This is a genomic window from Roseibium sp. ROS1 (genome assembly GCF_054658215.1).
On the sequence record NZ_BAAGIG010000004.1, the window covers coordinates 520590 to 545238 of the forward strand.

The window sequence follows — 24649 nt, forward strand, 5'->3', positions numbered from 1 at the left end:
TGCAAGTATGCGAGCTGCCTGCTGCCGGAACAAGCCGTGCAGGCGCTTCAGGCCTTAAGCGGCAGCGGCTTCAGCCTGCTTGCGCTTGATGTCGACCTTGATCTTGCGAGCAGCATCGGACAGGTCCGCGTCGCTTGCCTTCATCAGGTATGCGTCCAGGCCACCGCGGTGTTCGACGGAGCGCAGTGCGTGTGCGCAGACCTTCAGCTTGAAGGTTTCGCCGAGCGTGTCGCTGATGAGGGACACGTTGCACAGGTTCGGCAGGAACCGGCGGCGGGACTTGTTGTTAGCGTGGGAGACGTTGTTGCCCGTCATCACATCTTTGCCGGAGAGTTCGCAACGGCGTGCCATGATATCACCTTTTGTTTTCGTGGCTGGGCCGTTACTTTGAACCCAGCAAGTCCAACCGGAACCGGCGCGGACCTGAGGCCCGGCGACATCGTCTCCGGCATTTCTCGGAAAAAGTTGCCCCGCTATAATGGGAGTGAAGGCCAACGTCAAGACATCTCCGCCGCTTTGCGGAGATTCACTGCTTTTATTTGCAGGACGCCCGGCTGTTAACCAGTGAGTTACCATAATTTAGAATGATTGGGGTCGTTCATCGAGCGGGATTTATGGTATCTTTCCGTCGCGGAACACTCATGGCGCGGGGGCGCAATTCGCTGCCAGACGGCAGTCCGGAGGTTTTGAAGTGTTTGGTTTGATGTCTCTCGGGCGGCTGGTCGCCCTGCCAATGCTTGCTGCGGCGCTGCTGACGACACCGGCGGAAGCCAAGAAAAACAGCGTCGGCGGCCTTTACAATATTTCGATTGCCGGCTTCAAGGTCGGGCGCGGAACGCTGTCGCTCGTCATGCAGGGCAATGCCTATTCGGCAAAGGTCAGCCTGGAGCCGGCAGGTATCGGCACGCTGTTCACCACCGGCAAGGGTGGGGCGGAAGCATCCGGCTGGATGGTCGGATCGCGCGTCGTACCGTCGAAATACAGGATGGCGTCGCACGCCTCCAATCTCGATTTCTACGTCAACCTGAGCCAGGGTTCCGGGTCCATCCGCTCAATGGAAGTCGCGCCGCAGTTCAAGCCCAATCCGGAGCGGATCAAGGTGACGGACCGGCATACGCGCAATGCGATCGATCCGCTGAGCGCCGCTCTGATGCCGGTGGGCCGTGCCAAGGACAGCCTCGGCCCGAAGGCCTGTTCGCGTCGTCTGCCGGTGTTCGACGGCTGGACACGGTTCGATATCAAGCTGAGCTATTCCGGCACGAAGGAAGTCTCGGGCCACGGCTATGACGGCCAGGTCGTTGTCTGCAAGGCCCGTTGGGTACCTGTGGCCGGGCACCGCCCGTCCAAGGATTCGGTCAAATACATGGCCCAGGCCAACATGGAAGTGTGGGTTGCGCCGATGGGCCGTGACAACGTGCTCGTCCCCTACCGGATTTCCATCGACACCAAGAACGGTCGCCTGATAGTGGAAGCTGACAAGCTCAAGATCGACGGTGCCGGCAGCGATCAGGCATCCGTCGACTGATCACCGACCCTTCTTCGGCCCTTTCCGGCAAAAATCCGGGAAGGGTTTGCCGGGCGCGAGAGGCTTTCAATCCCTGTTTGCTGGCACACCGAGACTTGCGCCCACTTGCGTCTCTTGATACAGCCCTCCAACTATGCGTTCAGGCACGCTTGCGTTGCCTGGAGCATTTTGCGTTGTTCAGACGCGGCAAAGATGCTTGAACGTCTTTGAAATGATCGACATTCGGGTGGCTGGTCGCTTTCGGCTGGTAATCCTTCGATCTTGTGACAGAATTTCCGGAGCGGCCGCCGGACGTAAGGCGGTGCCGGCTTGTTTCAGGTAACCGAGTAAATGCACAGCTATTTGGAATTCGAAAAGCCCGTTGCAGACATTGAAGGCAAGATCCAGGAGCTGCGCGCTCTGGCCGGGGAAGATGGCGAAGCCGTCAATGTCGACAGTGAAATCGACCGGCTGAAAACGAAATCCTCGCAAACGCTGCAGGACCTCTACGCCAAACTGACGCCCTGGCAGAAAACGCTCGTTGCCCGCCATCCCGATCGCCCGCATGCCGTTGCCTATATCGCCGGTCTGATCGAAGATTTCACGCCGCTTGCCGGTGACAGGAAGTTTGCCGAAGATGCAGCGCTGATCGCCGGTATCGGTCGTTTTCGCGGTCAGTCGGTGGCTGTACTGGCTCAGGAAAAAGGCCACGACACCGAAACGCGCCTGAAGCACAACTTCGGCATGGTCCGTCCGGAAGGTTACCGCAAGGCGGTCCGGGTCATGGAAATGGCCGAACGTTTCGGCCTGCCGCTGATCACCTTTGTCGACACCTCCGGCGCCTATCCGGGACGCGGGGCTGAAGAGCGCGGCCAGTCCGAAGCCATCGCCCGCTCGACGGATGTCGGTCTCGGCCTTGGAACGCCGTCCGTTTCCGTCGTCATTGGCGAAGGCGGCTCCGGTGGCGCGATCGCGATCGCGACCGCCAACAAGGTTCTCATGATGGAACACGCGATCTATTCGGTGATTTCACCGGAAGGCGCCGCCTCCATCCTGTGGCGCGACAGCGCCAAGGCGCAGGACGCTGCGACAGCACTGAAGATCACCGCACAGGATCTCAAGCAGCTCGGTGTCATCGACGACATCATCAAGGAGCCTGTCGGCGGTGCGCACCGTGCACGCGAAATCGTTATCGACAACGCGGGCAAGGCGATCGAAACTGCGCTGAAAGAGCTGGCAGGCCTGTCGCCGGATGAAATACGCAAGCAGCGGCGCGAAAAATTCATCGCTATCGGCAGAACCCTGAGCTAGGTCGTCCGGTTGCCGGCTTCGGCGATATCGCCACGCTGGTAACCGCGCTGTTCACCAAACTGCTGTATTTCGGGAAAAACGATGCAAGGCCGCCGTAAAAGCGGCCTTTTTGCCATCCTGTGGCCAGAATTTGCCGTCATTCAGGCGAAGTTGGGACGCACAAGATGACGCGTGGGCAAGTTTTTGTTCCTATCACCATAATTTTGGTCGCAGGCACAATCCGGTTTCAGTAACTTATCGTCAACCATCATTCCCTAGCCTTTGCGCGGGGGCGAGGACGCAGGAAGTGCGGCAAGGCAGTTCGTTCGCCTTTGTCGGTTTCCGCTTAGTTTGGGACAGTATCATGGTCTTTCGGCGCCTTATGAACACGCCAGCCGGCCTTCTTCTTGGCAACAGCGGCCTGAGTGGCCGCAAGGCAGCCCGTCTTGGTGCGGCGCTGATGATTGCCGGTGTGCTGGCGGCTTGCCAGGCAGACGAATTCACAGCAGGCCCCAACAAGGCGCAGCAGCCCGTCAGCGCGTCGATCAAGCGCAAGATGAACGATCTCAACATGAGCTCGACCTCGCCGATCATGATCCGGATCTTCAAGGAAGAAAGTGCGCTGGAAGTCTGGAAACAGACCCGCACGGGCAAATACCAGCTTCTGGACGAGTTCGAGATCTGCAAATGGTCCGGCAAGCTCGGTCCGAAGTTCAAGGAAGGCGACCGTCAGGCCCCGGAAGGCTTCTACGAGATCACGCCTGCCCTGATGAACCCGAATTCCAGTTATCACCTGGCTTTCAACCTCGGCTACCCGAATTCCTATGACCGCTCCCACGGCCGCACCGGCTCGCATCTGATGGTGCATGGAGCCTGTTCGTCCCGTGGCTGCTACGCGATGACGGACGAGCAGGTCCAGGACATCTACGCGCTTGCCCGCGACAGCTTCAAGGGTGGTCAGCGCTCCTTCCAGGTTCAGGCCTTTCCCTTCCGCATGACGCCGGAAAACATGGCTCGCCACCGCGACAGCGAGCACATGGAATTCTGGAAAATGCTGAAGACCGGCTACGACCATTTCGAGATCACGCAGACCCCGCCGCAGATTTCCGTCTGCGAGAAGAAATACGTGTTCGATGCCACCACACTGGTGGAAGGCGTGCCCTTCCGGGCCAGCGCCAAATGCCCCGACTATCAGGTGAGCCCGAGCATCGCCACGGCAGTTGCCTCCAAGCAGCGCCGCGACAACGAGAAATACCAGCAGCTTGCTGCCCGCTTCGATGCTCGTGACGAGCGCCAGAAGCGCTGGGAAGAGCGCTCCAACCGGCTTGCCGAAGCGCTTGGCGGTGGTGAGGACGACACCAATCCGGCTGTTGCCACGGCCGAGACGGCTGCGCCTGACGTACAGCCCGCCGCCGAAACGGCGACGGCTGCAGTTCCTGCAGAAGCGGCTCCGGCGGCACAGCGGCGGCCGGGTTCGGCGGTCGAGACCGCCTTTGCCCCGCAGGACCAGTCTGGCGGCAGCTCTGTCGGAAGCTTCTTCAAGCGCTGGGTACCCTTCGGTCCGAAAGCCTCGGAAGAAGGCGCTGGTGTTGGCCCGATCGAAACCGAAGTGGTTCCGGATACCAAGCCGAACTGATCGGTCCCGGCTTCAGCCTCATACCCGGTCTTCAGCCCCATGGAGATTTCGCCCCCCGGATGATGTCCACATCCAGAGGACAGAAAAGTCCTCAGGATGTGGAGGGGATGCGATCCGAACTGCGTGACGGTGGATTGAGCAGATCTTGCGTGATGTAGGAAGCTCGCGGCGCAAGCCCGCCGGCACAGCCTGCCTCAACGGACGTTATTTGATCGCGGTGATGGCGGCCCATTGGGTTGGTTTGCGGTCGTAACCACTTCCCAACCAGGTTTCTGTTTCCAGGATGCGCCAGGTTGCCGCTTCTCGCCAGATCGCAGTCAGTTCGTCCTGAGGCAGAAGATTGTAGTAGCGACCAAACGCGTCTGTGCCTTCGTTGGTGCCAACCTTGAAACTGGCCCAAACGACCCCGTTGTCGTGCAGCGACCGATGAATTCTCTCAACCACATCGCCGAGGTCACCTCTTGGAGCGTGGGTTAGTGCAGCGCAGGCATAGACGCCGTCATAAAGCTCAACCGCATCAAGCTCGTTAAACAACATGGTCCGAACCGGCTGGCCTAACCGTTGCGCAGCTATCGCAGCGAGTTCGGACGAGCCATCCGTGGCATCCAGAACGAAGCCGGACTTGAGCATGGCCTCGGCGTCCACACCGCCTCCGGTTCCCAGTTCCAGAATTCTCCCCTTTGCTTTGCATCGTTCCAGGAAGGCAGGCAATCTGGGATTAGGCGTCTCCTTGTCGGCAACATATTCCTTGGCAGTGGTGTTGTAAAAATTCACTGTTTCGCTGGTCATTGATGACGCTCCCCCCTCCCCATCAGGTTCAATTTCAAATTCGCATAACTTGAAGTTGTGGCGGCTGTTTGCGGCGCAAAGTTGGCCTGGAAGGCCGTTGTTGAGGAGGGAGCCTTATCGTGCCGGGATTTGAGCGGAGCATTCCTGGCGGGTGCGCTTGCTCTGGTGGAGAAGGTGGGCAGATCTCGGGATCCTCGACACCTGTCAGGACGGCAGCAGGCCCTTTGCCTCAAGCGTCATTCTTGTGGCTTCGTTGAGATCATATTTGCCGAGATCTTCGGGAAGAACCCATGCGAAGTCCTCGAATTCTTCGTTGATGGAAACGTTGCGGTTCGCGGCCTTGCAGTCAAATATGAGATAAATCATGTAAATCTGCTCGGAGGTGCCGTGCGGGTAGGTCTTTGTCCGGACATCGTCGCGAAACGTCCAGGGTTGGACGGCCTCAATCGTCAGGTCGGATCCCAGTTCTTCCGAGATTTCTCGAAGCAGCCCTTCTGTCATCCGTTCACCCTGTTCCAGACCGCCACCCGAAAGTGCCCATTGTCCGGGAAAGACACCCCGGTTGCTTGGCATCTTGCACAGAAGGTACGCACCTTGGTTTTCGATCAAAGGGCAAACAATAATTCTCTGACGCATGTCTTTCTCGATCTAACTGATTTTACGAGGAAAAGTCCGGCTACGATCTGCGGCAATGGCGGCATTCGTCGCAACAGGGGGGCAGTCTCCCGAACCCTTTAAAGGTTGAGGGAGCAATAGACGGGTTGTTTGCGATGGAGTGTCGATCGGTGTTTTGAAAGACAAAAGCTATCGCGTCGATCACGTGCTTGTCTTTTACTGCAGCGGCGGCAATCCCCTTGAAACGCCTTCCTGCAGCACGGCCGGATCGTAGGCCTTTCGCGCGAAAACTTCGCGCACCAGAGGCTCGAAGCTTTCCAGCGTGTCCATTTCATAATCGGGATCGAAGGAGGACTGGTCCCAGCGTTCGCAGAAGTCGGCGCAGGCCTGGAAGTGCATGTGATCCTTGAACTGATCCCGGGCGTTTTCGTCCCAGCCATAGTGACGGCCGTAATAGAGCATCTGGAAGATGCCGTGATGTTCCACCACCCAGGCAACCTCGTCCCGCACGAAGGGGCGGATGACCTCGGCAGAGAATCGGTCGTGGTTCTGCGGGGCCAGCCCGTCGCCGATATCATGCAGAAGCGCGCCGACGATCCAGTCGATGTCCGCACCTTCCCGACGCGCCCTTGTGGCCGCCTGCAGGCCATGCTGCATACGGGTGATCTTGTAGCCGGACAGCGTGTCCTCGTTCTGGCGCTTCAGCTCGGACAGGATCCGTTCCGGTGTCAGGGCGTGATAGGGCCGCTCCGCTTCCGCCAGCAGATCGTAGTCTTCCTTGGTGCCGTCTTTCATCTGGGTGAAGGACACTGTTTTCATGGCGCACACTCCTGTTTTGCGGGAGTGTGCGCCAGGACTTCCGATAAAGTCCAGACAGGAAACACCCTGCTTCTGTGAAGGCCCTCTGCCTAGTTTGACGCTGGCGCCGGAAGGTGCGGCAGAACTGCTTCGATTGCCAGGCCGAGCGACAGCAGATGCCGGTCGGAATAGGCGGGGCCATCAAGCTCCAGGCCGACGGGCAGGCCGTCGGATGTCAGCCCCGCGGGCAAGGACAGGCCCGGAATACCGGCGACGGAACCCGGGTCGGTGTTGCGGATGAACGTCGGGAAGGTCGGTACGTCTTCTCCGTTCAGCGACACGGTTTCGTCGGATCCGGTGATGGGCTGTGCCGGCAGCGGGGTTGTCGGGAAAACCAGCGCATCCAGCTTGTTGGCGGCAAAGACTTCAGCATATCCGGCCTGGATCAATGGCCGCATGTCGTCCATTGCCTCCCGGTAAACTGCATCCGGGATCGCCTGGTTGCCCAGCACCAGATTGTCGAAGACGAATTTGACGTCGGGGCTGGCGACTTCATCGGCTATGTCCTGCAGCCCGAGCCCGGTTTCATGCATCTCCAGAAAGGCGGCAAGATCCCGTTTCACTTCCCACAGGGCGATCGGGAAACCGGCTTTTCCGGCAAGTTCAAGCTCCGTGCTGATATCGACGGGAACAAGGGTCACGCCGGCGGCCTGCAGCTTGTCCAGGGCTTCCTTGAAGAGACGATCCGTTTCCGGTGAGAGGTTGTCCGTCAGCACGCCTGGAACACCCAGACGGACGGTGCCGAGGTCTGCAGGGTCGAGTGTCGCAGTGCTACCCGTGATCACCGCATCGAGGAGGACCAGGTCGGAAACCGTTCTTGCAATCGGACCAGGTGTGTCGCGTGTCGCGGAAATCGGCACGATACCTTCTGCCGGGTAGCGGCCTGTGGTCGGGCGCAGACCGGAAACACCGTTGAGTGCCGAGGGAATGCGCACCGAGCCGCCCGTATCGGTTCCAAGGCCGGCGGGCGCCAGCCTGGCACCGATCGCAGCGCCGGTGCCGCCACTCGAGCCGCCGGCAAAGCGGTCCGGATCATAGGCGTTGGCAACCGCGCCGAAGGCGGCGTTGTTCGAGGTGATGCCGAAAGCAAGTTCGTGAAGATTTGTCTTGCCGAGCAGGATCGCGCCCGCATCGCGCAGTTTCTTCAAGACAGGCGCGTCTTCTGCGGGCACCCATCCTTTCAGGGCAGGCGTCCCACCGGTGGTTGGCAGGCCAGCGGAGGCAATGTTGTCCTTCACGACAATCGGCACGCCGTGCAGCGGTCCGAGGGGTTCACCTGCCTTCACGCTTTCATCGGCGGCTGCAGCGGCTGCAAGCGCGCCTTCGCTGTCGAACGTTATGTAGACATTGCCCGGGTCATCGCCGGTTCTGGCGATGAGGGCGTTGACGAGATCCGTGGCTGTCAGCGTCTGCCCGGCTATGGCGCTCGCCGTTTCCGCCGCACTCATGGTGGTGATGTCGTCGGCGGCAAGAGCCGGACCGGCAAAGACGGCTGCGATCGCAGTCAGTCCTGCTGTGAGATGCACTTTCATGTTTGTTCCCCTTCTTGTGCATGAGGGAAACAGCAAACGCCTGTGCCTTTTCCGGCGCATCCTCGAAAATGAGGAGGCGCTTCGTTTATTGGAGAGAAAGTCGCGTGTTGACGCTGGCGAGCAGTTCCGCCCGGCTGGTCACCCCCGATTTTTGAAACATCGCTTTGAGGTGGGTGCGAACGGTCGTGACGGAGATTTCAAGTTCCGCCGCAATCTCGCGGTCGCGCTTGCCTTCGCTCACCAGGCAAAGCACGTCCTGTTCCCGGCTGGTGAGCCCGTGGTGGCCCGCCCAGGCCGTCAAGCGCAATCGGGGGTCGGCATCGCGCTGTTTGCGTTCTTGTGCCTGCATGTTCGCAAGGGCATGTCCGAAGGACGTGCCGATCGCGTTCAGTATTTCCAGATCGCGCTGCTGGAAGGTTTCCTTGCCGGCGCCGCGCCAGATGCGCAGGTCGCCCAGATGGCCGGTCGCCGCATAGGCATGGAAGTTCATGCCCTGATGCAGGCCGTCCCGTGCCAGAAAGTCGTTGTAGAATTCGGTGCGCAGGAAGTCTTCCCGGGAAATGACCTGGTCGAGGTGGGTGGCGCGCCGGCACATGCGGAACCTGGGTGTGATCGGATCGCAGTGCTGGAAATGGTGCTGGTAGGCGGCGAGATTGGTCTCGTCCATGTTCAGGAACACGCCGTCCGTGTCGCCGTCGGTCCTTGTCCAGACGTAGGAGGCAAAGTAGTCCGCCTCCAGAAGGTCCAGCAAGCGGGTGCCAAGCTGCAGCCTGAGTTGCCGTGCGTCCTGGATGGCGATCATGTCCTGCATGATCGCGAAGATCAGATTTGTTTCCCGGCCCGAAAGCGTTGTCAGCATGCCAGACCTCCTCTTGCGTCATGGTAGCGAGGAAGAGGAGATCCGTCATCCAAAAGGATCGGGCCGGGTGTCATGCCTATTTCGGCATCAGGGCCCAGTAGTCGAAATCGAGAACCACTTCGGGCAGGTAGTTGTCCTCATGGTCCTGTCCGGGGAAGTCATGGCAGGTCCGGTTCTTGGTGGCGACAAGCCGCAGACGCAGCGCGCCGACGTCCGAGCGGCCGTCGATGTCCGCCTTGTCCAGAACTTCCGACCAGGCATAAACCGTGTCGCCTGCCGCCAGCGGGCCGACGTGGCGGCCGCCGTTGATGCCGGCAATATGAAACGCGTTGGCCAGCCCGTTGAACGACAGCGCACGGGCAATGGAGATCACGTGGCCGCCATACACCAGGCGGTGGCCGAAACGGTTGTGAGCTTCCGTGTGCTGGTTGAAATGCACCTTGGCGGTGTTCTGGTAAAGACGGGTCGCCAGTTGATGCTCGGCTTCCTCCACCGTCATGCCGTCGACATGGTCGATCTTCTCGCCAATCTCGTAATCGTCGAAGCGGTACTCGGATCCGGCCAGGTCATTGTCCCAATTGGCGGTGTCGAGCAATGGCACGGCGGTGCCGAGTGACTGCGGGTCGAGCGCTGAGGGAAGTTCCGGCACCACCGGTTCCGGTGCCGGATTGGCGGCAACACGCTTGTTGACCATCACCCAGCGGACATAATCCAGCACCTCGGTGCCGTTTTCGGTGTAGCCGGTCGAACGCACATAGACGACGCCGGTCTTGCCGTTGGAGTTCTCTTTCTTGCCGATCACCTCGGAGACGGTGGAAATGGTATCACCCGGGAAAACCGGTGCCAGGAACCGGCCGCCCGCGTAGCCCAGATTGGCGACGGCATTCAGCGAGATGTCCGGCACTGTCTTGCCGAAGACGATATGAAAGGTCAGCAGGTCGTCGACCGGGGCGTGGGAATAGCCCAGGGATTTTGCGAAAGTGTCTGACGACTGAACCGCAAAGCGAGAGCCGTAAAGCGCGGTGTAAAGCGCCTGGTCACCGCTGGTGACGGTGCGCGGCGTTGCGTGGCGGATGACCTGTCCCACCTTGAAGTCTTCGAAGAAATTGCCGCGATTGGTCTTGCTCACCTGTGCCTCCCGGTTCTGATTTGTCGGAGAGGATTAAGCCCGCTGCGGTGCACACAAGCAAGTCAGACGTTTTGCCGATGACCTTGTGAAAGCAAGTCGAGGCTTTGGCATCTCCTGCCAACCCGGGAGCGGTTGCCAGTTGGCAGTGGTCGTTCGGCTATTTGCCGGCCGGGTCGGGCAGCGCACCGCAAAAGCCGCCGCTCGGGGCGGTGCCGGAGCCCAGAGCCAGAAGTTTCGGGGCCTTGTAGGGATTGGGCGGTGTCGCAGATGCATCGAGAGCAATCATCGCCGCAAGTCCGACAAGGGCGATGGCAGCTGTTACCAAACGGGTCATGATCTCGCCTCCAGCTTCAGGAGCGGGCGCAGTTTCACGCCGTAGATCGATCCGGCAAAGGCGGCCGCGAACCAGACCCAGCCGTGCAGGCTGCCGGTCGAGATGCCGGAAAAGAACGCGCCGACATTGCAGCCGAAGGCAAGCCGCGAGGAATAGCCCAGCAGAAAGCCCGCCACCATTGCCGCGAGCCAGGCCTGCGCCGGCAGCGACTGGATTTTCTGCGACAGGCCGCCGGTGCGCCAGCTGGCGACCAGAAAGGCACCCAGGATGATGCCGATATTGGTGAGGGATGTGTAATCCGTCAGCAGGCTATGGGTCAGGCGCTCGACGGAGGCAGGTGCACTCCAGAAAACGGATCCGGAAAGATCCGCCCCTGCTGCAGATGCCGCCTTTGCAGCCCAAAGGCCAAGGCCATAGACAACGCCCCAGGGTTGGCCGGCCACGATCAGGTTCAGGATGGCAAGGGCGGCCAGCAGCACGGCTGCAACTATCAGCCGGCGAGGCAGGCGCCGGTTCTCGGGAGCAGCCAGTTTCCAGAGCACTGCGGCGATTGCCGAAAGTCCGAGGAGGGTAATCGCCGCGCCTTGCCAGCCGGACAGGGTCAGAACGGGCAATGCCCCAAGTTCTGTCCACCAGATCAGGTGATAGGCCCCGGCAAAGCTGCCGATGGCAAAGAAAGGCAGGGCGACAAGGGAAACCGCGTTGCCGGACCCGGCATTGACCAGGGTGCCGGACCCGCATCCGAGCACGACCTGCATGGCAGCGCCGAAGACGAAGGCTCCCGCGATCATGGCAAAGCCGATTGGGCCCTGTGCGCCGCTCAGCTCGCCCTGGTTTGCGGCAAGCAGGGGAAAGGCCACCAGTGAGACAAGGGCGATCGACAGAAGCTGCGCCCAAAGGCCGCCCGGGTCCCGGCGCAGGATCATCGCACGCCAGGGGCCGGCAAAACCGAAGCGCAGGCCTTCCAGCACGATGCCGAAGCCAAGGCCGACGGCAAGCAACAGGCCATACCGGCCACCAACCAGAAGGGCGGTGGCCAGAACGGCTGCAAGGGCGGCCAAAACAAGACCGCCGCGGCGCCAGATTGGCGTCGCAGCGGCGGTATGAATGTCTGCGGCTGTGGTCACGTCAGTTCAGTATCTGGTTTATCAGGTTCTGTACGAGACCCGGTGTGTTGGCCATCTCGTTTCCGGACTGGGAATATTCGACCATGGAGCCCGCGTAAAGCTTTGCGTTTTCCACTCCGGCGACTTCGGACACCGCAAACCAGTGAGCTGCGGCCCAGTGGCCGGTGTTGCAGAAGGAAACCGTATCCTTGCCGTCTTCGACACCAAGCGATGCTTTCAGCGCGGCAGGATCGATGGCGGTGGACATTGCCGGCGAGCCTTCCTTGAAGAACGCTGTGTAGGTGTGGTTGATGGCGGTCGGCAGGGTTCCCGGACGCGAGGCAGCTTCATGCGCCTTCTTGCCATTGAAGAAGTCTGCCGGGCGAGCATCTACCAGAAGCGCGTTCGACTCGCCTGCAGCGACGGCGGAAACGTCTGCCGTGGTGGCCAGCCAGGTGTCGTCAAAGGTCAGTTCCAGCTCGCTCGGAAAGGCGGATTCGGCCGTGGCGTTGACCGGAAGGCCGGCGGCTTTCCAGGACTCCAGGCCACCGTTCAGGATCGACAGGTCGGTGAAGCCGGTGGATTTCAAGGTCCAGTAGACACGCGCGGCAGAGCCGAAGTCCGTATCGGTCTTGCCTTCGGACAGGATTACGATTGGCGTATCCTGCTCCAGGCCGAGTTCTTCCAGTTCGGCTTCCAGCTTTTCAACATCCACAAGGCCACCGGGGTTTTCCGCCGGTCCGCGGAACATGCGATAGGGCGCAAACAGCGCGCCGTCTGCATGGCCTTTCTCGTATCCCTCGTTGCGGATGTCCAGAAGCACCGGCTCCACGGTGTCCAGCGACGCGGACAGCTCGGCAGCCTCCACCAGTGGGCCGAAGCTTGCGGCGGTGGCGGATGTGGCGAGGCTTGCGGTCATCGCCAGTGCGAGAGCGAAATGTTTCATTGGTTCAGCCTTCCTTGTGCGCGGTTGACCTGAGGCCAGGCGCTTCTATTCTTAGGCCGAAGTGTAAGGAGTTCCCGGTCGGGAGGCGTGGGATGGCGTTTCAATTTCCGTCACCGGACTGACATTTTAAACCAAGGCGGACATGCGCCGTGGCAATTGGTTGCGGTGAGGCATGCAGGCTGTCTCAAGTCTTCTGGTTTGCCGGGGAAAGATCCGGACGAGTGAAAGAGGGCGCGCATAGGCAAACCTCATCCTGAGGAAGCGCGAAGCGCTGTCTCGAAGGATGGGCCACTTGCTCCGAAAATGCCGCCCATGCTTCGAGACGGACCTGCGGTCCTCCTCAGCATGAGGGGAAAATCGAACTGGCTGAAAAAAAGCCCGGGACATTGCCCGGGCTTTTCTGGTTCGTTCAATCGGGCTTATGCCGATTCCTTGTTCGCCGCACGTTCCGCGCGCTTGCGCTCATGCGGGTCGAGGACGGCCTTGCGCAGGCGGATGGAGTCTGGCGTGACTTCCACCAGTTCGTCGTCTGCGATGTAGGAAAGCGCTGCTTCCAGCGTCAGCTTCTTCGGCGTGGTCAGCTTGACAGCGTCGTCCTTGCCGGCGGAGCGGATGTTGGTGAGCTGCTTGCCTTTCAGCACGTTCACTTCCAGGTCGTTGCCGCGGGTGTGTTCGCCGATGATCATGCCCGGATAAACCTTGGTGCCCGGATCGATCATCATTGGGCCGCGGTCTTCCAGGTTGAACAGGGCATAGGCAACTGCCTCACCGGTGCCGTTGGACAGCAGTACGCCGGTGTGACGGCCCTGGATCGGACCCCGGTGCGGCTCATAGCCATGGAACAGACGGTTGAAGATCGCCGTGCCGCGGGTGTCGGACAGCAGTTCGGACTGGTAACCGATGAGGCCACGGGTCGGAGCGTGGAACACCAGACGGGTGCGGCCACCGCCGGACGGCTTCATTTCCAGAAGGTCGGCCTTGCGTTCCTGCAGCTTCTGAACCACGACGCCGGAATGTTCTTCATCAACGTCGATGATGACTTCCTCGATCGGCTCCAGGCGGTTGCCGGCATCGTCATACTGATAGACGACGCGCGGACGGCCAACGCCAAGCTCGAAGCCTTCACGGCGCATGTTCTCGATCAGGATCGCCAGAAGAAGTTCGCCGCGACCGGAGACGACAAATGCGTCCGGCTCGTCGGTGTCTTCCACCTTCAGGGCGACGTTGCCTTCTGCTTCCTTCTTCAGGCGGTCGCGAATGACGCGGGACTGAACCTTGGAGCCTTCGGTGCCGGCCAGCGGGCTGTCGTTGACGCGGAAGGTCATGGACAGCGTCGGCGGATCGATCGGCTGAGCCTGCAGGGATTCATTGACCGACGGGGCGCACAGCGTGTCGGCAACGGTTGCCTTGGTCAGGCCCGCGATGGCGACGATGTCGCCCGCTTCACCCTTTTCGATCGGCTGACGTTCCAGGCCACGGAAAGCAAGGATCTTGGAGATACGGCCGTTTTCAACCACGCTGCCGTCACGGGAGAGCGCCTTGATCGGCATGTTCGGCAGAGCGGTGCCCGACACGATACGGCCGGTCAGGATACGGCCCAGGAACGGGTCGGATTCGATGGTGGTTGCCAGGATGCGGAAATCGCCCGGCTGGGCTTCCGGCGGTGACACCTTGTCGAGGACCATGTCGAAGAGCGGGTCCATGCTGTCCTGCGGGCCGTTCGGCTCCAGAGCCATCCATTCCTGCTTGGCCGAACCGTAGAGCACCGGGAAGTCGAGCTGGTCTTCATTGGCGTCGAGGGCTGCGAACAGGTCGAAGACCTCGTCCAGCACTTCATCGGCACGCTGTTCCGGCTTGTCGATCTTGTTGATGGCGACGATCGGCTTCAGGCCGAGCTTGAGGGCCTTGCCGAGCACGAACTTGGTCTGCGGCATCGGGCCTTCAGCAGCGTCCACCAGTAGGATCACGCCGTCGACCATGTGCAGGATACGCTCGACTTCGCCGCCGAAGTCGGCGTGGCCCGGTGTGTCCACGATGTTGATGCGGGTGTCTTTCCAGACCAGCGAGGTGACCTTGGCCAGAATGGTGATGCCGCGCTCACGCTCGATATCGTTGGAGTCCATCATCCGTTCTTCGGTACGCTGGTTGTCGCGGAAGGCACCGGATTGCTTCAGAAGAACGTCGATGAGTGTGGTTTTGCCATGGTCAACGTGCGCGATGATGGCAATATTACGAAGGTTCATGAGTGGCTCCAAAAGACAGAACGGGCCCTTGGGGACCCGCAGCTTGTCTGGAAGTTGATTATGCTATGGATCGGCATCCGCGCCGAATTTGGCGCCTTTATACGTGGCGCGAGGGAATTGTGCAACGCAATGTCACATCTACGCATTGACAGTGCTTCCTGAAGCGCCGTATTCGTAAGGTAACCTTACTAAAATGGGGTGGCGATGGGAGTTCCAACTCCGAATGTCGGTGTCACCATGCTGGTCGTTGATCTGGCACGGTTGCTGCGGCGAAACTTCGAGGCGGAGTTATCCAAGGTCGACACTGGTCTGACTGCCGGAGAAGCGCGTACGCTGTTTTATGTCTGGCGACTTCCGGGTCAACGGCAGGCCGTTCTGGCAGATGCGATGTATGTCGAGCCTATGACCCTGGTCGGGTACCTCGACACGCTCGAAAAGGCCGGATTGATCCGCCGCTGCCAGGACCCGAACGACCGCCGGGCCAAGATAATCGAGCTGACGCCGTCGGCCGATCCATTGCTTGAGAAAATTGGGACTGCCCTGCAAGAGGTGCGCTCCAGGGCGCTTGAGGACATTCCCGCCGACCAACGGCAGATACTGGAATCGCTTCTGCAGACCATGAAGGACAGCCTGCTGCAGGAGGTTTCCAAAGGGAAACAGAAATGACCGCCGACAGCTCAATCATGAGCGCAAGACGTACATCGCTTCTCGGGGCCGGGCTTGTCGCTATCGGCCCCATTTCGATGGCGCTTTATACCCCGGCCATGCCGGCCCTGGTCGAAGCCTTCGGGACCACCGATTCAGCGGTCAAGCTTACGCTGACGGCGTATTTCGCCGGTTTTGCCGTCACGCAGCTGGTTTGCGGCCCTCTGACGGACGCCTTTGGGCGCAAGCCGGTCACGATCGCCTTCCTGGTCCTCTATCTCGTCTCAAGCGTGCTGGCGACCTTCGCGCCGACTGTCGAGTTCATGGTCTTTGCCCGAGCCCTTCAAGGTGTGGGGGCCGCGGTCGGAATCGCGGTGTCGCGCGCCATCGTCCGTGACCAGTTTACCGGCCAGGCCTCTGCCAGGATCATGAATACGATCGCGATGATGCTGGCACTTGGTCCGGCGATTTCGCCGACCATAGGCGGGATCGTGCTGGAACTGTTCGGCTGGCAGGAAGTGTTCTGGTGCATGGTGATCTACGGTGCGTTGCTGATGATTGCGGTGCTCGTGTTTCAGGTTGAAACCAACCCGCAGCCTGGCAAGCATCACCTCAATCCGCGGCAACTGGCGATCAACTACGGCACCTTGCTGAAGGACCCGAGGTTTCTGGCGCCAAGCCTTCTCATCGGTTTCGGGCTCGGCAACCTTTATGCCCTGGCGACCGTCCTGCCTTTCATCCTGATCTATGAGGTCGGTCTCACGCCGTCCGCCTTCGGGCTGACCATGATCATCCAGTCGGGCTCCTTCATTTCTGGAACCATCCTGACGGGTCGTCTGCTTCGCTTCTTCGAAGCCCGCAAGCTGGTGCCCTACGGGCTCAGCCTCTGGGTCGTTGCGTCAACGCTGATGTGCTATGTCACGCTCACCCATGAACCGACGATCCTGACGGTGATGGGGCCGGTGGCGCTGTTCACATTCGCGCTGGCGCTGGTTCTGCCGGCGAGCTTCACTGAATCCATGGCACCGTTCCCGCACATCGCCGGTTCGGCAAGTTCCATGCTCGGCTTTCTGCAGTTCGGTGGCGGCATTGTCGCCAGCCTCGCGATCGCTGCACTCGGAGAGCCGATCCTCGGTCTCGCTTTCATTCTGCCGGGTATGCCCATCGCCGGCATCATTCTGTTCCTGATCCTGCGCAGCCAGATCCGTCAGCCGGCGGCGGCGGAGTAGGCGCACATTATCCGCCTCTCCGTCGTCATCCCGGCCAAGCGCAGCGCGAGCCGGGACCGGGGAGGCACAGCGCCGACTGATAATTCTCCATCGGAAACACCTCGGCTCTCCGGTCCCGGATCTCCGCTTCGCTGCGTCCGGGATGACGAAGGTAGGTTTTTTTAAAACAAACGGGCCGGTTTCCCGGCCCGCTCTTTTTTCTGGAAACTCTGATCAGGCCTTGCGAATCGGATCCAGCGTGACGGAGTGCAGTTCGACGTCGTCACGGTCCATCAGGCGGACGGTGAGCTGTTCGCTCTGGCCGTCGATGTCGACCAGGCCGAAGAACTGCAACCCCATGGACGGGGGCAGGTTGGCTCCCTGTTCGGCGGTCGGGGCCTTGATGTACTTAAGCTCCGGGCCGAAGGTCATGTCGAGATCGTTCGGGCCGAAGGTGCCGGCATGGATCGGGCCGGAGACGAATTCCCAGAACGGCTTGAAGTCCTGGAACTGGGCCTTGTCCGGATTGTAGTAATGCGCGGCGGTGTAGTGCACATCGGCGGTCAGCCAGACGATGTTGTCGATGTCTGCCGTCTTGATGAAGCGCAGCAGATCGGCAAATTCCAGTTCTCGGCCCTTTGGTGCGCCGTGATCGCCGTTGGCAACCGCTTCGGCGCCGGCCTGGTCTTTCCAGTTGTCCCAGACGATCAGGCCGATCGGCATGTCGCAGGCGATGACCTTCCAGGTGGCGTTGGAATTCAGAAGTTCACGCTTCAGCCAGGCAAGCTGCTCGGCGCCGAGGATGCGCGAAGCCGGTGTCATGGTGTCTTCCATCGATGCGCCGTTCGGCCCGCGATAGGAGCGCAGGTCCAGGAAGAATACGTCCAGCAGCGGACCATAGGCGATCTTGCGGTAGACGCGGCCCGGCTCGGCCGGGGTGTAGCGGATGGGAGCCAGCTCGTGGAAAGCCCGGCCGGCGCGAGCGGCCAGAAGGTGGATGTTCTTCTCGCTGTAGCGATCGTCGGATACGAGGTCCTTTGACGACGACCAGTTGTTGACGACTTCATGATCGTCCCACTGGAAGAAGGTCGGGACTTCCGCGTTGAATGCCTTGAGGTTCTCGTCCATGAGGTTGTATTTCCACTGGCCGCGGTATTCGTCCAGCGTTTCGGCAACCTTGGATTTTTCTGCCGTGACGATGTTCTTCCAGACGGTGCCGTCCTTCAGCTCGACGGTCTCCTTCATCGGGCCATCAGCATAAATCGTGTCGCCGGAATGGATGAAGAAGTCCGGCTGATGCTTTGCCATGGTGGCATAGGTTTTCATGCCGCCGCGGTCGGTATCGATCCCCCAGCCCTGGCCGGCGGTGTCGCCCGACCAGGCGAAGCGGATGTTGCGGCGGGAGGCGGGAGCCGTGCGGAAGCGGCCGGTCATCGGCTCGGACACCGCATTGACGTCGTTCAGGTCGGCAAAGGCGACGCGGTAGAAGATGTCCTGATCGGACGGCAGGTTCTCAAGCAGTCGCTTGACGGCAAAATCCGAGTCGGGAAGCGCATTGATCGGGGCAAGGCGCCGCGGCGTTTCGAACGTGCCGGTGGTGTCGACTTCCACCAGCATTTGCGCCGGGCGGTCCGAGCGGGCCCAGATCATGCCGGAATTGGCATCGACGTCGCCGGATTGAAGGCCGTGCGTGATCTGCGGGCGCGAGGCCGCACGCGACAGGCCCGGCATGGCCAGCGGTGAGGCCAGTACCAAACCGGTCGCAACCGATGATTTCAGAAAATTGCGTCGAGAAACGTTTGAAGACATTTTCAAGCTCCGTGGCTGGGGACCGCAGGGGCGAGTCCCTTGGCAAAAACATCAGGTGCTGAAGCTCCGTGACAGACGGATGTCTGTTCCAAGACCGTTTCCCGAATTTTTGATGACGGCGTGTGCGGATTGCCGGAAAACCGCCGCGGAACGATTGAACCTCCAAATTGCTTCCAAATCGTGATCGTCCACAGCCTTGGAGCGGGGTCAAGCAGGGTGAAGTCGCATTGGTGCCGCTTGACCGTCGGTGTCAGACGGGCCAAACACGTGCCTGACCGTCAAAAGGACGCAATGATGCCGACCCCGACAGCCTACGAGCCGCCGCGTTTCGACGCCGGACACCAACGCCCCCACGTGATGGGGATCCTGAACGTGACCCCGGATTCCTTTTCCGATGGCGGGCGCCACGCCAATGCGGATGCCGCCTTGCGGCGTGCACAGGAAATGATTCTGGAAGGGGCCGATATTCTGGATGTCGGCGGCGAAAGCACGCGGCCGGGCTCCGAACCGGTGCCGCTGGACCTGGAATGGTCGCGGCTCGATCCGATCCTCGATCAGGTGATCGACATGGGAACGCCCGTATCGATCGATACCTACAAGGCGGAGATCGCGCGTCGCGCCTGCGCGGCAGGGGCGGTCATCGTCAATGATGTGTGGGGTCTGCAAAAGGATCCAGCCATGGCTGAGGTTGTTGCCGAGGCCGGCGTGCATGTAGTTATGATGCATAACCGTCTTGCCGCCGATGCCGGACTGGACATTCTTTCGGACATCGACCGGTTCTTCGAAATCTCGATGGAACTGGCGGAAAAGGCAGGGATCGCCAGGGAAAAGCAGATCCTTGATCCGGGCTTTGGCTTCGGCAAGACCATCAACCAGAATTTCATCGTTCTGAACCGTTTCGAAACGCTGAAGAAACACGGCCTTCCGCTGTTGGCGGGTGCGTCGCGCAAGCGCATGATCGGTGCCGTGCTGGAAGCGGAAACGGAAGACCGGCTGTTCGGATCCGTTGCCGTTCACATGACGGCCATGCTGAAAGGGGCCGCGATTGTGCGGGCGCATGACGTAAGTCCACATGCCGATTGCGTGCGTATGATCGAGGCAACCCGCCTGGAACGGAACCCTGTCGAATGAATGCCGAAAATGCGATGGCTGACGCCCCGACCCGCTGTGCGCTCGGGCTCGGATCCAACCTTGGTGACCCGAAGGCCAATCTGGATGAGGCGATCCGCCGGCTGGAGGAAACGCCCGGCGTCATGCTGGTGTCCCGGTCCTCCGATTACCGGACGCCGCCCTGGGGACCGGTGCCGCAGGACGATTTCCGCAATTGCTGCGTGGTGATCGATACCACCATGAGCCCGCAGGCGCTGTTGAAGCGCTGTCTTGAAATCGAGACCGAACTCGGACGTGTGCGCGACGTGCGCTGGGGCCCAAGGACGCTGGACATCGATGTTCTGATCTACGGCCTGCAAAAGGTTGCTGAAAACGACCTCGAAATCCCGCACCCGCGCATGGGCGACCGGGCCTTCGTTCTGATCCCGCTCGCCGAAATCTGGCCCGACGCCCCACTGGGCGATGGCCGGACCGCGATGGAGGCTTTGGAAACCTGCCCGGACCAGGATGGCGTGGTGAAGCTGGACGGGTGACTAGCATCTTACCCGAAACCAGATCTTAAATTTATCGATTGTACAAGTGGGCTGTTTGTTATTTCACCAAGCGGAGCCCCTTCGACATGTCTTCCGTCATGGAGATCAAAGCCGATAGCGAATACAAGCTTCGCGTTGCCGAGCAGGGAGGGACGCCCACTGCTGCATCGAGCGCTTTTGAGGAGGAGCTGGCGTTTCCGGGGCGCTTGAATGCCTTTCTCATGGTGTTAGTGATAGGCGCTACCCTTTGCCTTTATGTCTTTATCAATCCCAGAATTGAGCCGTATTCGTTTGTTCCTTACGTTTTGATTATTTCGACCTGCGTTCTTCTGAAGTATTATGTGATGCGTAGAACGTCTTTCGGTGAAATATTTCGTCAAAGAATGCAGTTACTGCTCAACGGTGTTGTGTTCATTTTCGTTGCTCTGGCAAGTTTGCGCATATTTAATCATCTGACGATGAGTCTTGCTTTGCCGCTCGCTGATCCACTTCTGGACAGCTGGGATAAAGCGCTAGGTCTTGACTGGATGACGTATTTCACTTTCGTCCAGAATCATGGCCTAGTAAGTACTATTCTCGAAGTAGCCTATGTTGGATTTGACGGTGCAAGTCTATTTGGCTTCGTCGTGCTTGTTGCTATGGGTTACTTTCGCCGTGCACGCTATTTTTGTGAGATCTTTTTAATTACCGCTGCAATTTCAACAACCATTGCTCTGTTTTTTCCAGCTGTTGCAGCTGTCGTGTACAATTTTGGCCCAATTGACCAAATTGAAGGGTTCAACTCGGCCCCTGGTATCTACCACCTTGAACAGTTTATGGCGCTCAGAGAAGCAGAAATTCCTTCCATTGATCTAATGACCGCTACGGGGTTAGCAACATTTCCGTCTTTTCATGCCGCTGGTGGAGTCCTCTTGATCGCGGGTTTCTTCCGGACCCGGCTTTCGATTGCCGTTAATGCATTCGCTTTGGTGATGATTGCTTCCGTGCCTGTTTTTGGCGGGCATTTTTTAATTGATGCGATTGTAGGCATCCTCCTGGCTACGACTGTTTCAGTTCTCAATGCGCGGCGTTCCTGTTACGCCGGGCTCTTCGGCAAAGACCCCAACCGCTACTGAGTTCCTAGCGCAGGTTTTGATCCTAAGCGGGTCTTTGCTGTATCTACAGCCCCAGGAAACTCTCCATGTGAAACCCGGCCGTTTCCTGGCTTTGCCGGTGTTCCTGGCCAAAGGGGCAGGCCCGTCTTGCCAGGCAGCCGGACCAGCAATCCAGGTCGCGGCTGGTCGCCAGATGGTTTCGGCAGTCAGTGACCTTGTAGCCTTCGTGCACCGTGACGGCACCGACCGGGCAAACCGTTAGGCAAGGTGCATCGGTGCAGGTCGGGCAGGGGCCGTCCATCGTGTCCGGCGTCGGTCCGTCAAAGGGTTCCGCACTCAGAAATGCTGCGCGGAAGCCGGCCCAGGGGCCGAAGGTGCGGTGGGCCAGAACGCCGAGCGGGCTTTGGGAGAAGCCGCCGCATTTCATCGCCCATTGCTGGAACGGGTGATAGGGCGGGCCTTCGAAGGGAAACACCGGTTCGTAGCCGGATGTCTCGGCAAGATCCAAAAGGCTGCGCCGCGTGTAGCGGTCGAGAGGATCCGGGTGGCCGTTTTTGTATTCCGGACTTGCCGTCAGGTGCGGCCAGATCGACGGACCTGTGCTGCCGATCAGGAGAAGGCTTCGGGCCTGCTTGCCGCCGGCAAGAGGTGGAACGGCAACGGTGCCATCAGGAGCAAAGCCGCCGAGCAACAAAAAACCGGCGGCAGCAAGGTCCTGTTCGAGCTTTGCTGCCGCCGGTCTTGTCATGTCAGAGATCTCAGCCGATCCGGTCGCGCTTGGCCAGGGTGCGCAGGCGCAGGGCGTTCAGCTTGATGAAGCCGGCGGCGTCCTTCTGGTCGTAAGCACCCTGGTCGTCCTCGAAGGTGACCAGCTCTTCGGAATAGAGCGAATAGGGCGAGGACCGGCCGACGAGGATGACGTTGCCCTTGTAGAGCTTCAGCCTGACGGAGCCGGTGACATGCTCCTGGCTCTTGTCGATCAGGGCCTGCAGCATCTCGCGCTCCGGCGAGAACCAGAACCCGTTGTAGATCAGCTCGGCATAACGCGGCATCAGTTCGTCCTTCAGGTGCGAGGCACCGCGGTCGAGCGTGATGGATTCCATGGCGCGGTGGGCCGTCAGGAGGATGGTGCCGCCCGGCGTTTCGTAGATGCCGCGGCTCTTCATGCCGACGAAGCGGTTCTCGACCATGTCGAGACGGCCGATGCCGTTGTCGCGGCCATAGTCGTTGAGTTTGGCAAAGAGCGTTGCCGGCGACATCTTCTCGCCATTGAGGGAGACGGCGTCGCCCTTTTCGAAGCCGATTTCGATATAGGTGACTTCGTCCGGTGCCTCGGTCGGGTCGACCGTGCGCTGGAACACGTAGTTCGGTGCTTCCTCGGCCGGGTCTTCCAGCACTTTGCCTTCCGATGAGGAGTGCAGCATGTTGGCGTCGACGGAGAACGGAGCTTCGCCGCGCTTGTCCTTCGGAACCGGGATCTGGTGCTGTTCGGCGAATTCCAGAAGGTCGGTCCGGGACTTGAACGTCCAGTCGCGCCACGGCGCGATCACCTTGATGTCCGGGTTGAGCGCGTAGGCGGACAGTTCGAAACGCACCTGGTCGTTGCCCTTGCCGGTTGCGCCGTGGGCAATCGCGTCGGCGCCGGTTTCCTCGGCAATCTCGATCAGGCGCTTGGAAATCAGCGGCCGGGCGATGGAAGTGCCGAGCAGGTAGACGCCTTCATAGACAGCGTTGGCGCGGAACATCGGGAAGACGAAATCGCGGATGAACTCCTCGCGCAGGTCGTCGATGTAGATTTCCTTGATGCCGAGCATTTCGGCTTTCTTGCGCGCCGGCTCCAGTTCCTCGCCCTGGCCGAGATCGGCGGTGAAGGTCACCACTTCGCAGCCCAGTTCGGTCTGCAGCCATTTCAGGATGATGGAGGTGTCGAGGCCGCCGGAATAGGCCAGCACGACTTTTTTGATGTCACCATGCGCCATTTTGGGAAAAATCCAGTTCGATGTTCCTGGCGGTTTCCCGCCGATGAAAATTTGCGGCAATTTAGCCGGTTCTATGCATGGCGCAAGCCCCGCGATGCACTCATTTCGTCGCGTTTCGCTCTACACGGGTCGATCTGCCATGTCGGGAAATTTTGGCGGGCGCCTGTTACTGCGCCGCCACTGTTTGCGCGGTTGCCCTGGTGCCGTATCGGGCCAGGAACATGTCGACGCTTTCCTCGATGATCCGTTCCATCTCGGGGCGGGTCGTCACGCGGCCGCTGTGGATGTTCGGGTAGAAGGATCGGGCCTTGATCAGGCCGAGAAATTGCGTGGCCGCCAGGGACGGGTCGTCGGCCGTGAGCTTGCCTTCACGCGTGGCGCGATCCATGAACTCGGTAAAGACGGAGATCTTGGTCATGCGGCTGTCCATATCGGCTGCAAGGGCCGGGTCGCGGATCGTTTCGCTCATCACCATGCGAGCAAGGCTCATGAAGCACGGGTTGATCATGAGCTCGCCTTCGGCCCAGCCGAGACGCACCAGGGCATCGCGAATGGGCGTCGCCGGGTCGTAGGCGACTTCAAGCGCCGAGTTGATCTGATCGGCAAGGCACTGGTTTATCTCCTTGAAAAGCACGTCCTTGCTTTCAAAGTGATTGTAGACCGTGCGCTTGGAAACCTGGGCTCGCTCGGAAATCCGGTCCATGCTGGCTCCGGCATAACCCTTTTCCTGAAACTCCGCGATTGCAGCCTCGACGATCTGCTTCTTTTTCTGATCCGATACGGACATTACCTACTCATATATACCCCGTTGCATTATCTGTCAGACGACAGGACCCCCGCCTCTTTAATCCCAAAAATCGCGCCCTATGTAAACTCTGGCGTTTACAGATGTGCAGTTACGAACTAAACTGCACGGTGTAGTTTACATCCTTTAGCCAGAATTGGCCAGCCAAAGGAGACGCCTCCTCATGTCAGTGACATTAAAAATCAACGGGGAAACGCGTACGCTCGACGCGGATCCCGAGAGCCCCCTGCTGTGGGCTCTGCGCGACGAGCTGGGAATGACGGGGACAAAGTTCGGTTGCGGCATCGCTTCCTGCGGTGCCTGCACGGTTCACATGGACGGTATTCCGGTCCGGTCCTGCCAGACGTTCGTCGGCGACCTTGAAGGCGCTGAAATCACAACGATCGAAGGTATCGATGGCAAGGCGGCTGCCGCTGTCCAGGCCGCCTGGAACGAGCTGGACGTGCCGCAATGCGGGTATTGCCAGTCAGGCCAGATCATGGCCGCGACTGCCTTGCTTGCCGAAACGCCCAAGCCGACCGACGAGGACATCGACGCAGCCATGGACGGCAATGTCTGCCGCTGCGCCACCTATGCCCGGATCCGCAAGGCCATCCACCTTGCTTCAGACAAGATGGAGGCCTGA

General features: G+C 60.1%; 24 protein-coding genes. 9 read left to right on the forward strand and 15 right to left on the reverse strand.

Annotated elements, in window-relative coordinates; all coding sequences use genetic code 11:
• Positions 1-54: 54 nt before the first annotated feature.
• Entirely contained in the window at positions 55-351 is a 297-nt protein-coding gene (gene rpmB, locus ACYQ6M_RS25235; protein ID WP_023002809.1) for a 50S ribosomal protein L28, read from the reverse strand.
• Positions 352-691: 340 nt separating this feature from the next.
• On the opposite strand from rpmB, the gene ACYQ6M_RS25240 reads away from it, so the two are divergent.
• The 3 genes from ACYQ6M_RS25240 to ACYQ6M_RS25250 all read left to right on the forward strand — a co-directional run bounded on the left by ACYQ6M_RS25240 (position 692) and on the right by ACYQ6M_RS25250 (position 4430).
• On the forward strand, positions 692-1525 hold the full coding sequence (locus ACYQ6M_RS25240; protein ID WP_208984624.1) for a DUF3108 domain-containing protein: 834 nt from the start codon (positions 692-694) through the stop codon (positions 1523-1525).
• A 330-nt stretch (positions 1526-1855) separates the two neighbouring features.
• On the forward strand, positions 1856-2815 hold the full coding sequence (locus tag ACYQ6M_RS25245; RefSeq protein ID WP_460076267.1) for an acetyl-CoA carboxylase carboxyltransferase subunit alpha: 960 nt from the start codon (positions 1856-1858) through the stop codon (positions 2813-2815).
• 343 nt (positions 2816-3158) lie between these two features.
• Positions 3159-4430, forward strand: coding sequence for a L,D-transpeptidase family protein (locus tag ACYQ6M_RS25250; RefSeq protein ID WP_209171014.1), 1272 nt, complete (start codon positions 3159-3161; stop codon positions 4428-4430).
• Between the two features lie 204 nt (positions 4431-4634).
• Here the strand turns inward: ACYQ6M_RS25250 and ACYQ6M_RS25255 are convergent, their stop codons facing one another.
• The 10 genes from ACYQ6M_RS25255 to typA all read right to left on the reverse strand — a co-directional run bounded on the left by ACYQ6M_RS25255 (position 4635) and on the right by typA (position 14841).
• Positions 4635-5219, reverse strand: coding sequence for a class I SAM-dependent methyltransferase (locus tag ACYQ6M_RS25255; protein WP_460076271.1), 585 nt, complete (start codon positions 5217-5219; stop codon positions 4635-4637).
• Between the two features lie 204 nt (positions 5220-5423).
• A complete protein-coding gene (nudI, locus tag ACYQ6M_RS25260) occupies positions 5424-5855 on the reverse strand; it encodes a nucleoside triphosphatase NudI (protein WP_460076274.1) in 432 nt (143 codons plus the stop codon).
• A gap of 195 nt (positions 5856-6050) precedes the next feature.
• Entirely contained in the window at positions 6051-6653 is a 603-nt protein-coding gene (locus tag ACYQ6M_RS25265; protein WP_152505318.1) for an HD domain-containing protein, read from the reverse strand.
• Positions 6654-6742: 89 nt separating this feature from the next.
• The gene (gene iaaH / locus ACYQ6M_RS25270; protein WP_460076277.1) at positions 6743-8224 is read right to left on the reverse strand and encodes an indoleacetamide hydrolase; all 1482 of its coding nucleotides are present in this window, start codon (positions 8222-8224) and stop codon (positions 6743-6745) included.
• Positions 8225-8309: 85 nt separating this feature from the next.
• Entirely contained in the window at positions 8310-9083 is a 774-nt protein-coding gene (locus tag ACYQ6M_RS25275) for a helix-turn-helix transcriptional regulator (RefSeq protein ID WP_460076279.1), read from the reverse strand.
• Between the two features lie 76 nt (positions 9084-9159).
• Positions 9160-10212 carry a MaoC family dehydratase gene (locus ACYQ6M_RS25280; protein ID WP_460076282.1) on the reverse strand — a complete coding sequence of 351 codons (1053 nt, stop codon included), beginning with the start codon at positions 10210-10212 and terminating at the stop codon, positions 9160-9162.
• A gap of 157 nt (positions 10213-10369) precedes the next feature.
• Positions 10370-10546, reverse strand: coding sequence for a hypothetical protein (locus ACYQ6M_RS25285; protein WP_228870946.1), 177 nt, complete (start codon positions 10544-10546; stop codon positions 10370-10372).
• On the reverse strand, positions 10543-11673 hold the full coding sequence (locus tag ACYQ6M_RS25290) for a YeeE/YedE family protein (protein ID WP_460076284.1): 1131 nt from the start codon (positions 11671-11673) through the stop codon (positions 10543-10545). The genes ACYQ6M_RS25285 and ACYQ6M_RS25290 overlap by 4 nt, the downstream gene beginning before the upstream one ends.
• 1 nt (position 11674) lies before the next feature.
• A complete protein-coding gene (locus ACYQ6M_RS25295) occupies positions 11675-12598 on the reverse strand; it encodes a sulfurtransferase (protein ID WP_055659805.1) in 924 nt (307 codons plus the stop codon).
• A 419-nt stretch (positions 12599-13017) separates the two neighbouring features.
• Complete coding sequence (gene typA, locus ACYQ6M_RS25300) at positions 13018-14841, reverse strand: translational GTPase TypA (protein WP_023002822.1); 1824 nt, start codon at positions 14839-14841, stop codon at positions 13018-13020.
• Positions 14842-15045: 204 nt separating this feature from the next.
• Here typA and ACYQ6M_RS25305 point away from each other — a divergent pair, with 204 nt between their 5' ends.
• Positions 15046-15507, forward strand: a complete 462-nt coding sequence (locus ACYQ6M_RS25305) for a MarR family winged helix-turn-helix transcriptional regulator (RefSeq protein WP_023002823.1) — start codon at positions 15046-15048, stop codon at positions 15505-15507.
• The gene (locus ACYQ6M_RS25310) at positions 15504-16715 is read left to right on the forward strand and encodes a multidrug effflux MFS transporter (RefSeq protein WP_075284834.1); all 1212 of its coding nucleotides are present in this window, start codon (positions 15504-15506) and stop codon (positions 16713-16715) included. Before ACYQ6M_RS25305 ends, ACYQ6M_RS25310 begins: the two co-directional genes overlap by 4 nt.
• A 213-nt stretch (positions 16716-16928) precedes the next feature.
• On the opposite strand, the gene ACYQ6M_RS25315 is transcribed toward ACYQ6M_RS25310, so the two are convergent.
• Positions 16929-18503, reverse strand: coding sequence for an alkaline phosphatase D family protein (locus tag ACYQ6M_RS25315; RefSeq protein ID WP_460076287.1), 1575 nt, complete (start codon positions 18501-18503; stop codon positions 16929-16931).
• A gap of 294 nt (positions 18504-18797) precedes the next feature.
• Here ACYQ6M_RS25315 and folP point away from each other — a divergent pair, with 294 nt between their 5' ends.
• From folP to ACYQ6M_RS25330, 3 genes are all read left to right on the forward strand, one after another.
• Positions 18798-19634: a dihydropteroate synthase gene (gene folP / locus ACYQ6M_RS25320; RefSeq protein WP_168691940.1), complete on the forward strand. Its 837-nt coding sequence runs from the start codon at positions 18798-18800 to the stop codon at positions 19632-19634.
• On the forward strand, positions 19631-20146 hold the full coding sequence (folK, locus tag ACYQ6M_RS25325; protein ID WP_077291535.1) for a 2-amino-4-hydroxy-6-hydroxymethyldihydropteridine diphosphokinase: 516 nt from the start codon (positions 19631-19633) through the stop codon (positions 20144-20146). Before folP ends, folK begins: the two co-directional genes overlap by 4 nt.
• Positions 20147-20232: 86 nt before the next feature.
• Complete coding sequence (locus tag ACYQ6M_RS25330; RefSeq protein ID WP_460076289.1) at positions 20233-21261, forward strand: phosphatase PAP2 family protein; 1029 nt, start codon at positions 20233-20235, stop codon at positions 21259-21261.
• A gap of 43 nt (positions 21262-21304) precedes the next feature.
• Here ACYQ6M_RS25330 and ACYQ6M_RS25335 read toward each other — a convergent pair whose 3' ends face one another.
• The 3 genes from ACYQ6M_RS25335 to ACYQ6M_RS25345 all read right to left on the reverse strand — a co-directional run bounded on the left by ACYQ6M_RS25335 (position 21305) and on the right by ACYQ6M_RS25345 (position 24006).
• Positions 21305-21988 carry a hypothetical protein gene (locus ACYQ6M_RS25335; RefSeq protein ID WP_460076290.1) on the reverse strand — a complete coding sequence of 228 codons (684 nt, stop codon included), beginning with the start codon at positions 21986-21988 and terminating at the stop codon, positions 21305-21307.
• A 10-nt stretch (positions 21989-21998) separates the two neighbouring features.
• Positions 21999-23219 carry an argininosuccinate synthase gene (locus ACYQ6M_RS25340; RefSeq protein WP_055659793.1) on the reverse strand — a complete coding sequence of 407 codons (1221 nt, stop codon included), beginning with the start codon at positions 23217-23219 and terminating at the stop codon, positions 21999-22001.
• A gap of 166 nt (positions 23220-23385) precedes the next feature.
• Positions 23386-24006 (reverse strand): TetR/AcrR family transcriptional regulator, encoded by a 621-nt coding sequence (locus ACYQ6M_RS25345; RefSeq protein ID WP_460076292.1) that lies wholly within the window; start codon positions 24004-24006, stop codon positions 23386-23388.
• A gap of 181 nt (positions 24007-24187) precedes the next feature.
• Between ACYQ6M_RS25345 and ACYQ6M_RS25350 the strand changes: the two genes are divergently transcribed.
• Positions 24188-24649: a (2Fe-2S)-binding protein gene (locus tag ACYQ6M_RS25350; protein ID WP_023002833.1), complete on the forward strand. Its 462-nt coding sequence runs from the start codon at positions 24188-24190 to the stop codon at positions 24647-24649.

Coding starts and splice junctions, on each gene's coding strand:
- ACYQ6M_RS25275 (WP_460076279.1), bottom strand. CDS start 9,083: ATGCTGACAACGCTTTCGGGCCGGGAAACAAATCTGATCTTCGCGATC.
- ACYQ6M_RS25350 (WP_023002833.1), top strand. CDS start 24,188: ATGTCAGTGACATTAAAAATCAACGGGGAAACGCGTACGCTCGACGCG.
- ACYQ6M_RS25340 (WP_055659793.1), bottom strand. CDS start 23,219: ATGGCGCATGGTGACATCAAAAAAGTCGTGCTGGCCTATTCCGGCGGC.
- typA (WP_023002822.1), bottom strand. CDS start 14,841: ATGAACCTTCGTAATATTGCCATCATCGCGCACGTTGACCATGGCAAA.
- rpmB (WP_023002809.1), bottom strand. CDS start 351: ATGGCACGCCGTTGCGAACTCTCCGGCAAAGATGTGATGACGGGCAAC.
- ACYQ6M_RS25315 (WP_460076287.1), bottom strand. CDS start 18,503: ATGTCTTCAAACGTTTCTCGACGCAATTTTCTGAAATCATCGGTTGCG.
- nudI (WP_460076274.1), bottom strand. CDS start 5,855: ATGCGTCAGAGAATTATTGTTTGCCCTTTGATCGAAAACCAAGGTGCG.
- ACYQ6M_RS25285 (WP_228870946.1), bottom strand. CDS start 10,546: ATGACCCGTTTGGTAACAGCTGCCATCGCCCTTGTCGGACTTGCGGCG.
- ACYQ6M_RS25310 (WP_075284834.1), top strand. CDS start 15,504: ATGACCGCCGACAGCTCAATCATGAGCGCAAGACGTACATCGCTTCTC.
- ACYQ6M_RS25335 (WP_460076290.1), bottom strand. CDS start 21,988: ATGACAAGACCGGCGGCAGCAAAGCTCGAACAGGACCTTGCTGCCGCC.
- ACYQ6M_RS25265 (WP_152505318.1), bottom strand. CDS start 6,653: ATGAAAACAGTGTCCTTCACCCAGATGAAAGACGGCACCAAGGAAGAC.
- folK (WP_077291535.1), top strand. CDS start 19,631: ATGAATGCCGAAAATGCGATGGCTGACGCCCCGACCCGCTGTGCGCTC.
- ACYQ6M_RS25330 (WP_460076289.1), top strand. CDS start 20,233: ATGTCTTCCGTCATGGAGATCAAAGCCGATAGCGAATACAAGCTTCGC.
- ACYQ6M_RS25345 (WP_460076292.1), bottom strand. CDS start 24,006: ATGTCCGTATCGGATCAGAAAAAGAAGCAGATCGTCGAGGCTGCAATC.
- ACYQ6M_RS25295 (WP_055659805.1), bottom strand. CDS start 12,598: ATGAAACATTTCGCTCTCGCACTGGCGATGACCGCAAGCCTCGCCACA.
- ACYQ6M_RS25305 (WP_023002823.1), top strand. CDS start 15,046: ATGGGAGTTCCAACTCCGAATGTCGGTGTCACCATGCTGGTCGTTGAT.
- ACYQ6M_RS25255 (WP_460076271.1), bottom strand. CDS start 5,219: ATGACCAGCGAAACAGTGAATTTTTACAACACCACTGCCAAGGAATAT.
- ACYQ6M_RS25245 (WP_460076267.1), top strand. CDS start 1,856: ATGCACAGCTATTTGGAATTCGAAAAGCCCGTTGCAGACATTGAAGGC.
- ACYQ6M_RS25250 (WP_209171014.1), top strand. CDS start 3,159: ATGGTCTTTCGGCGCCTTATGAACACGCCAGCCGGCCTTCTTCTTGGC.
- iaaH (WP_460076277.1), bottom strand. CDS start 8,224: ATGAAAGTGCATCTCACAGCAGGACTGACTGCGATCGCAGCCGTCTTT.
- folP (WP_168691940.1), top strand. CDS start 18,798: ATGCCGACCCCGACAGCCTACGAGCCGCCGCGTTTCGACGCCGGACAC.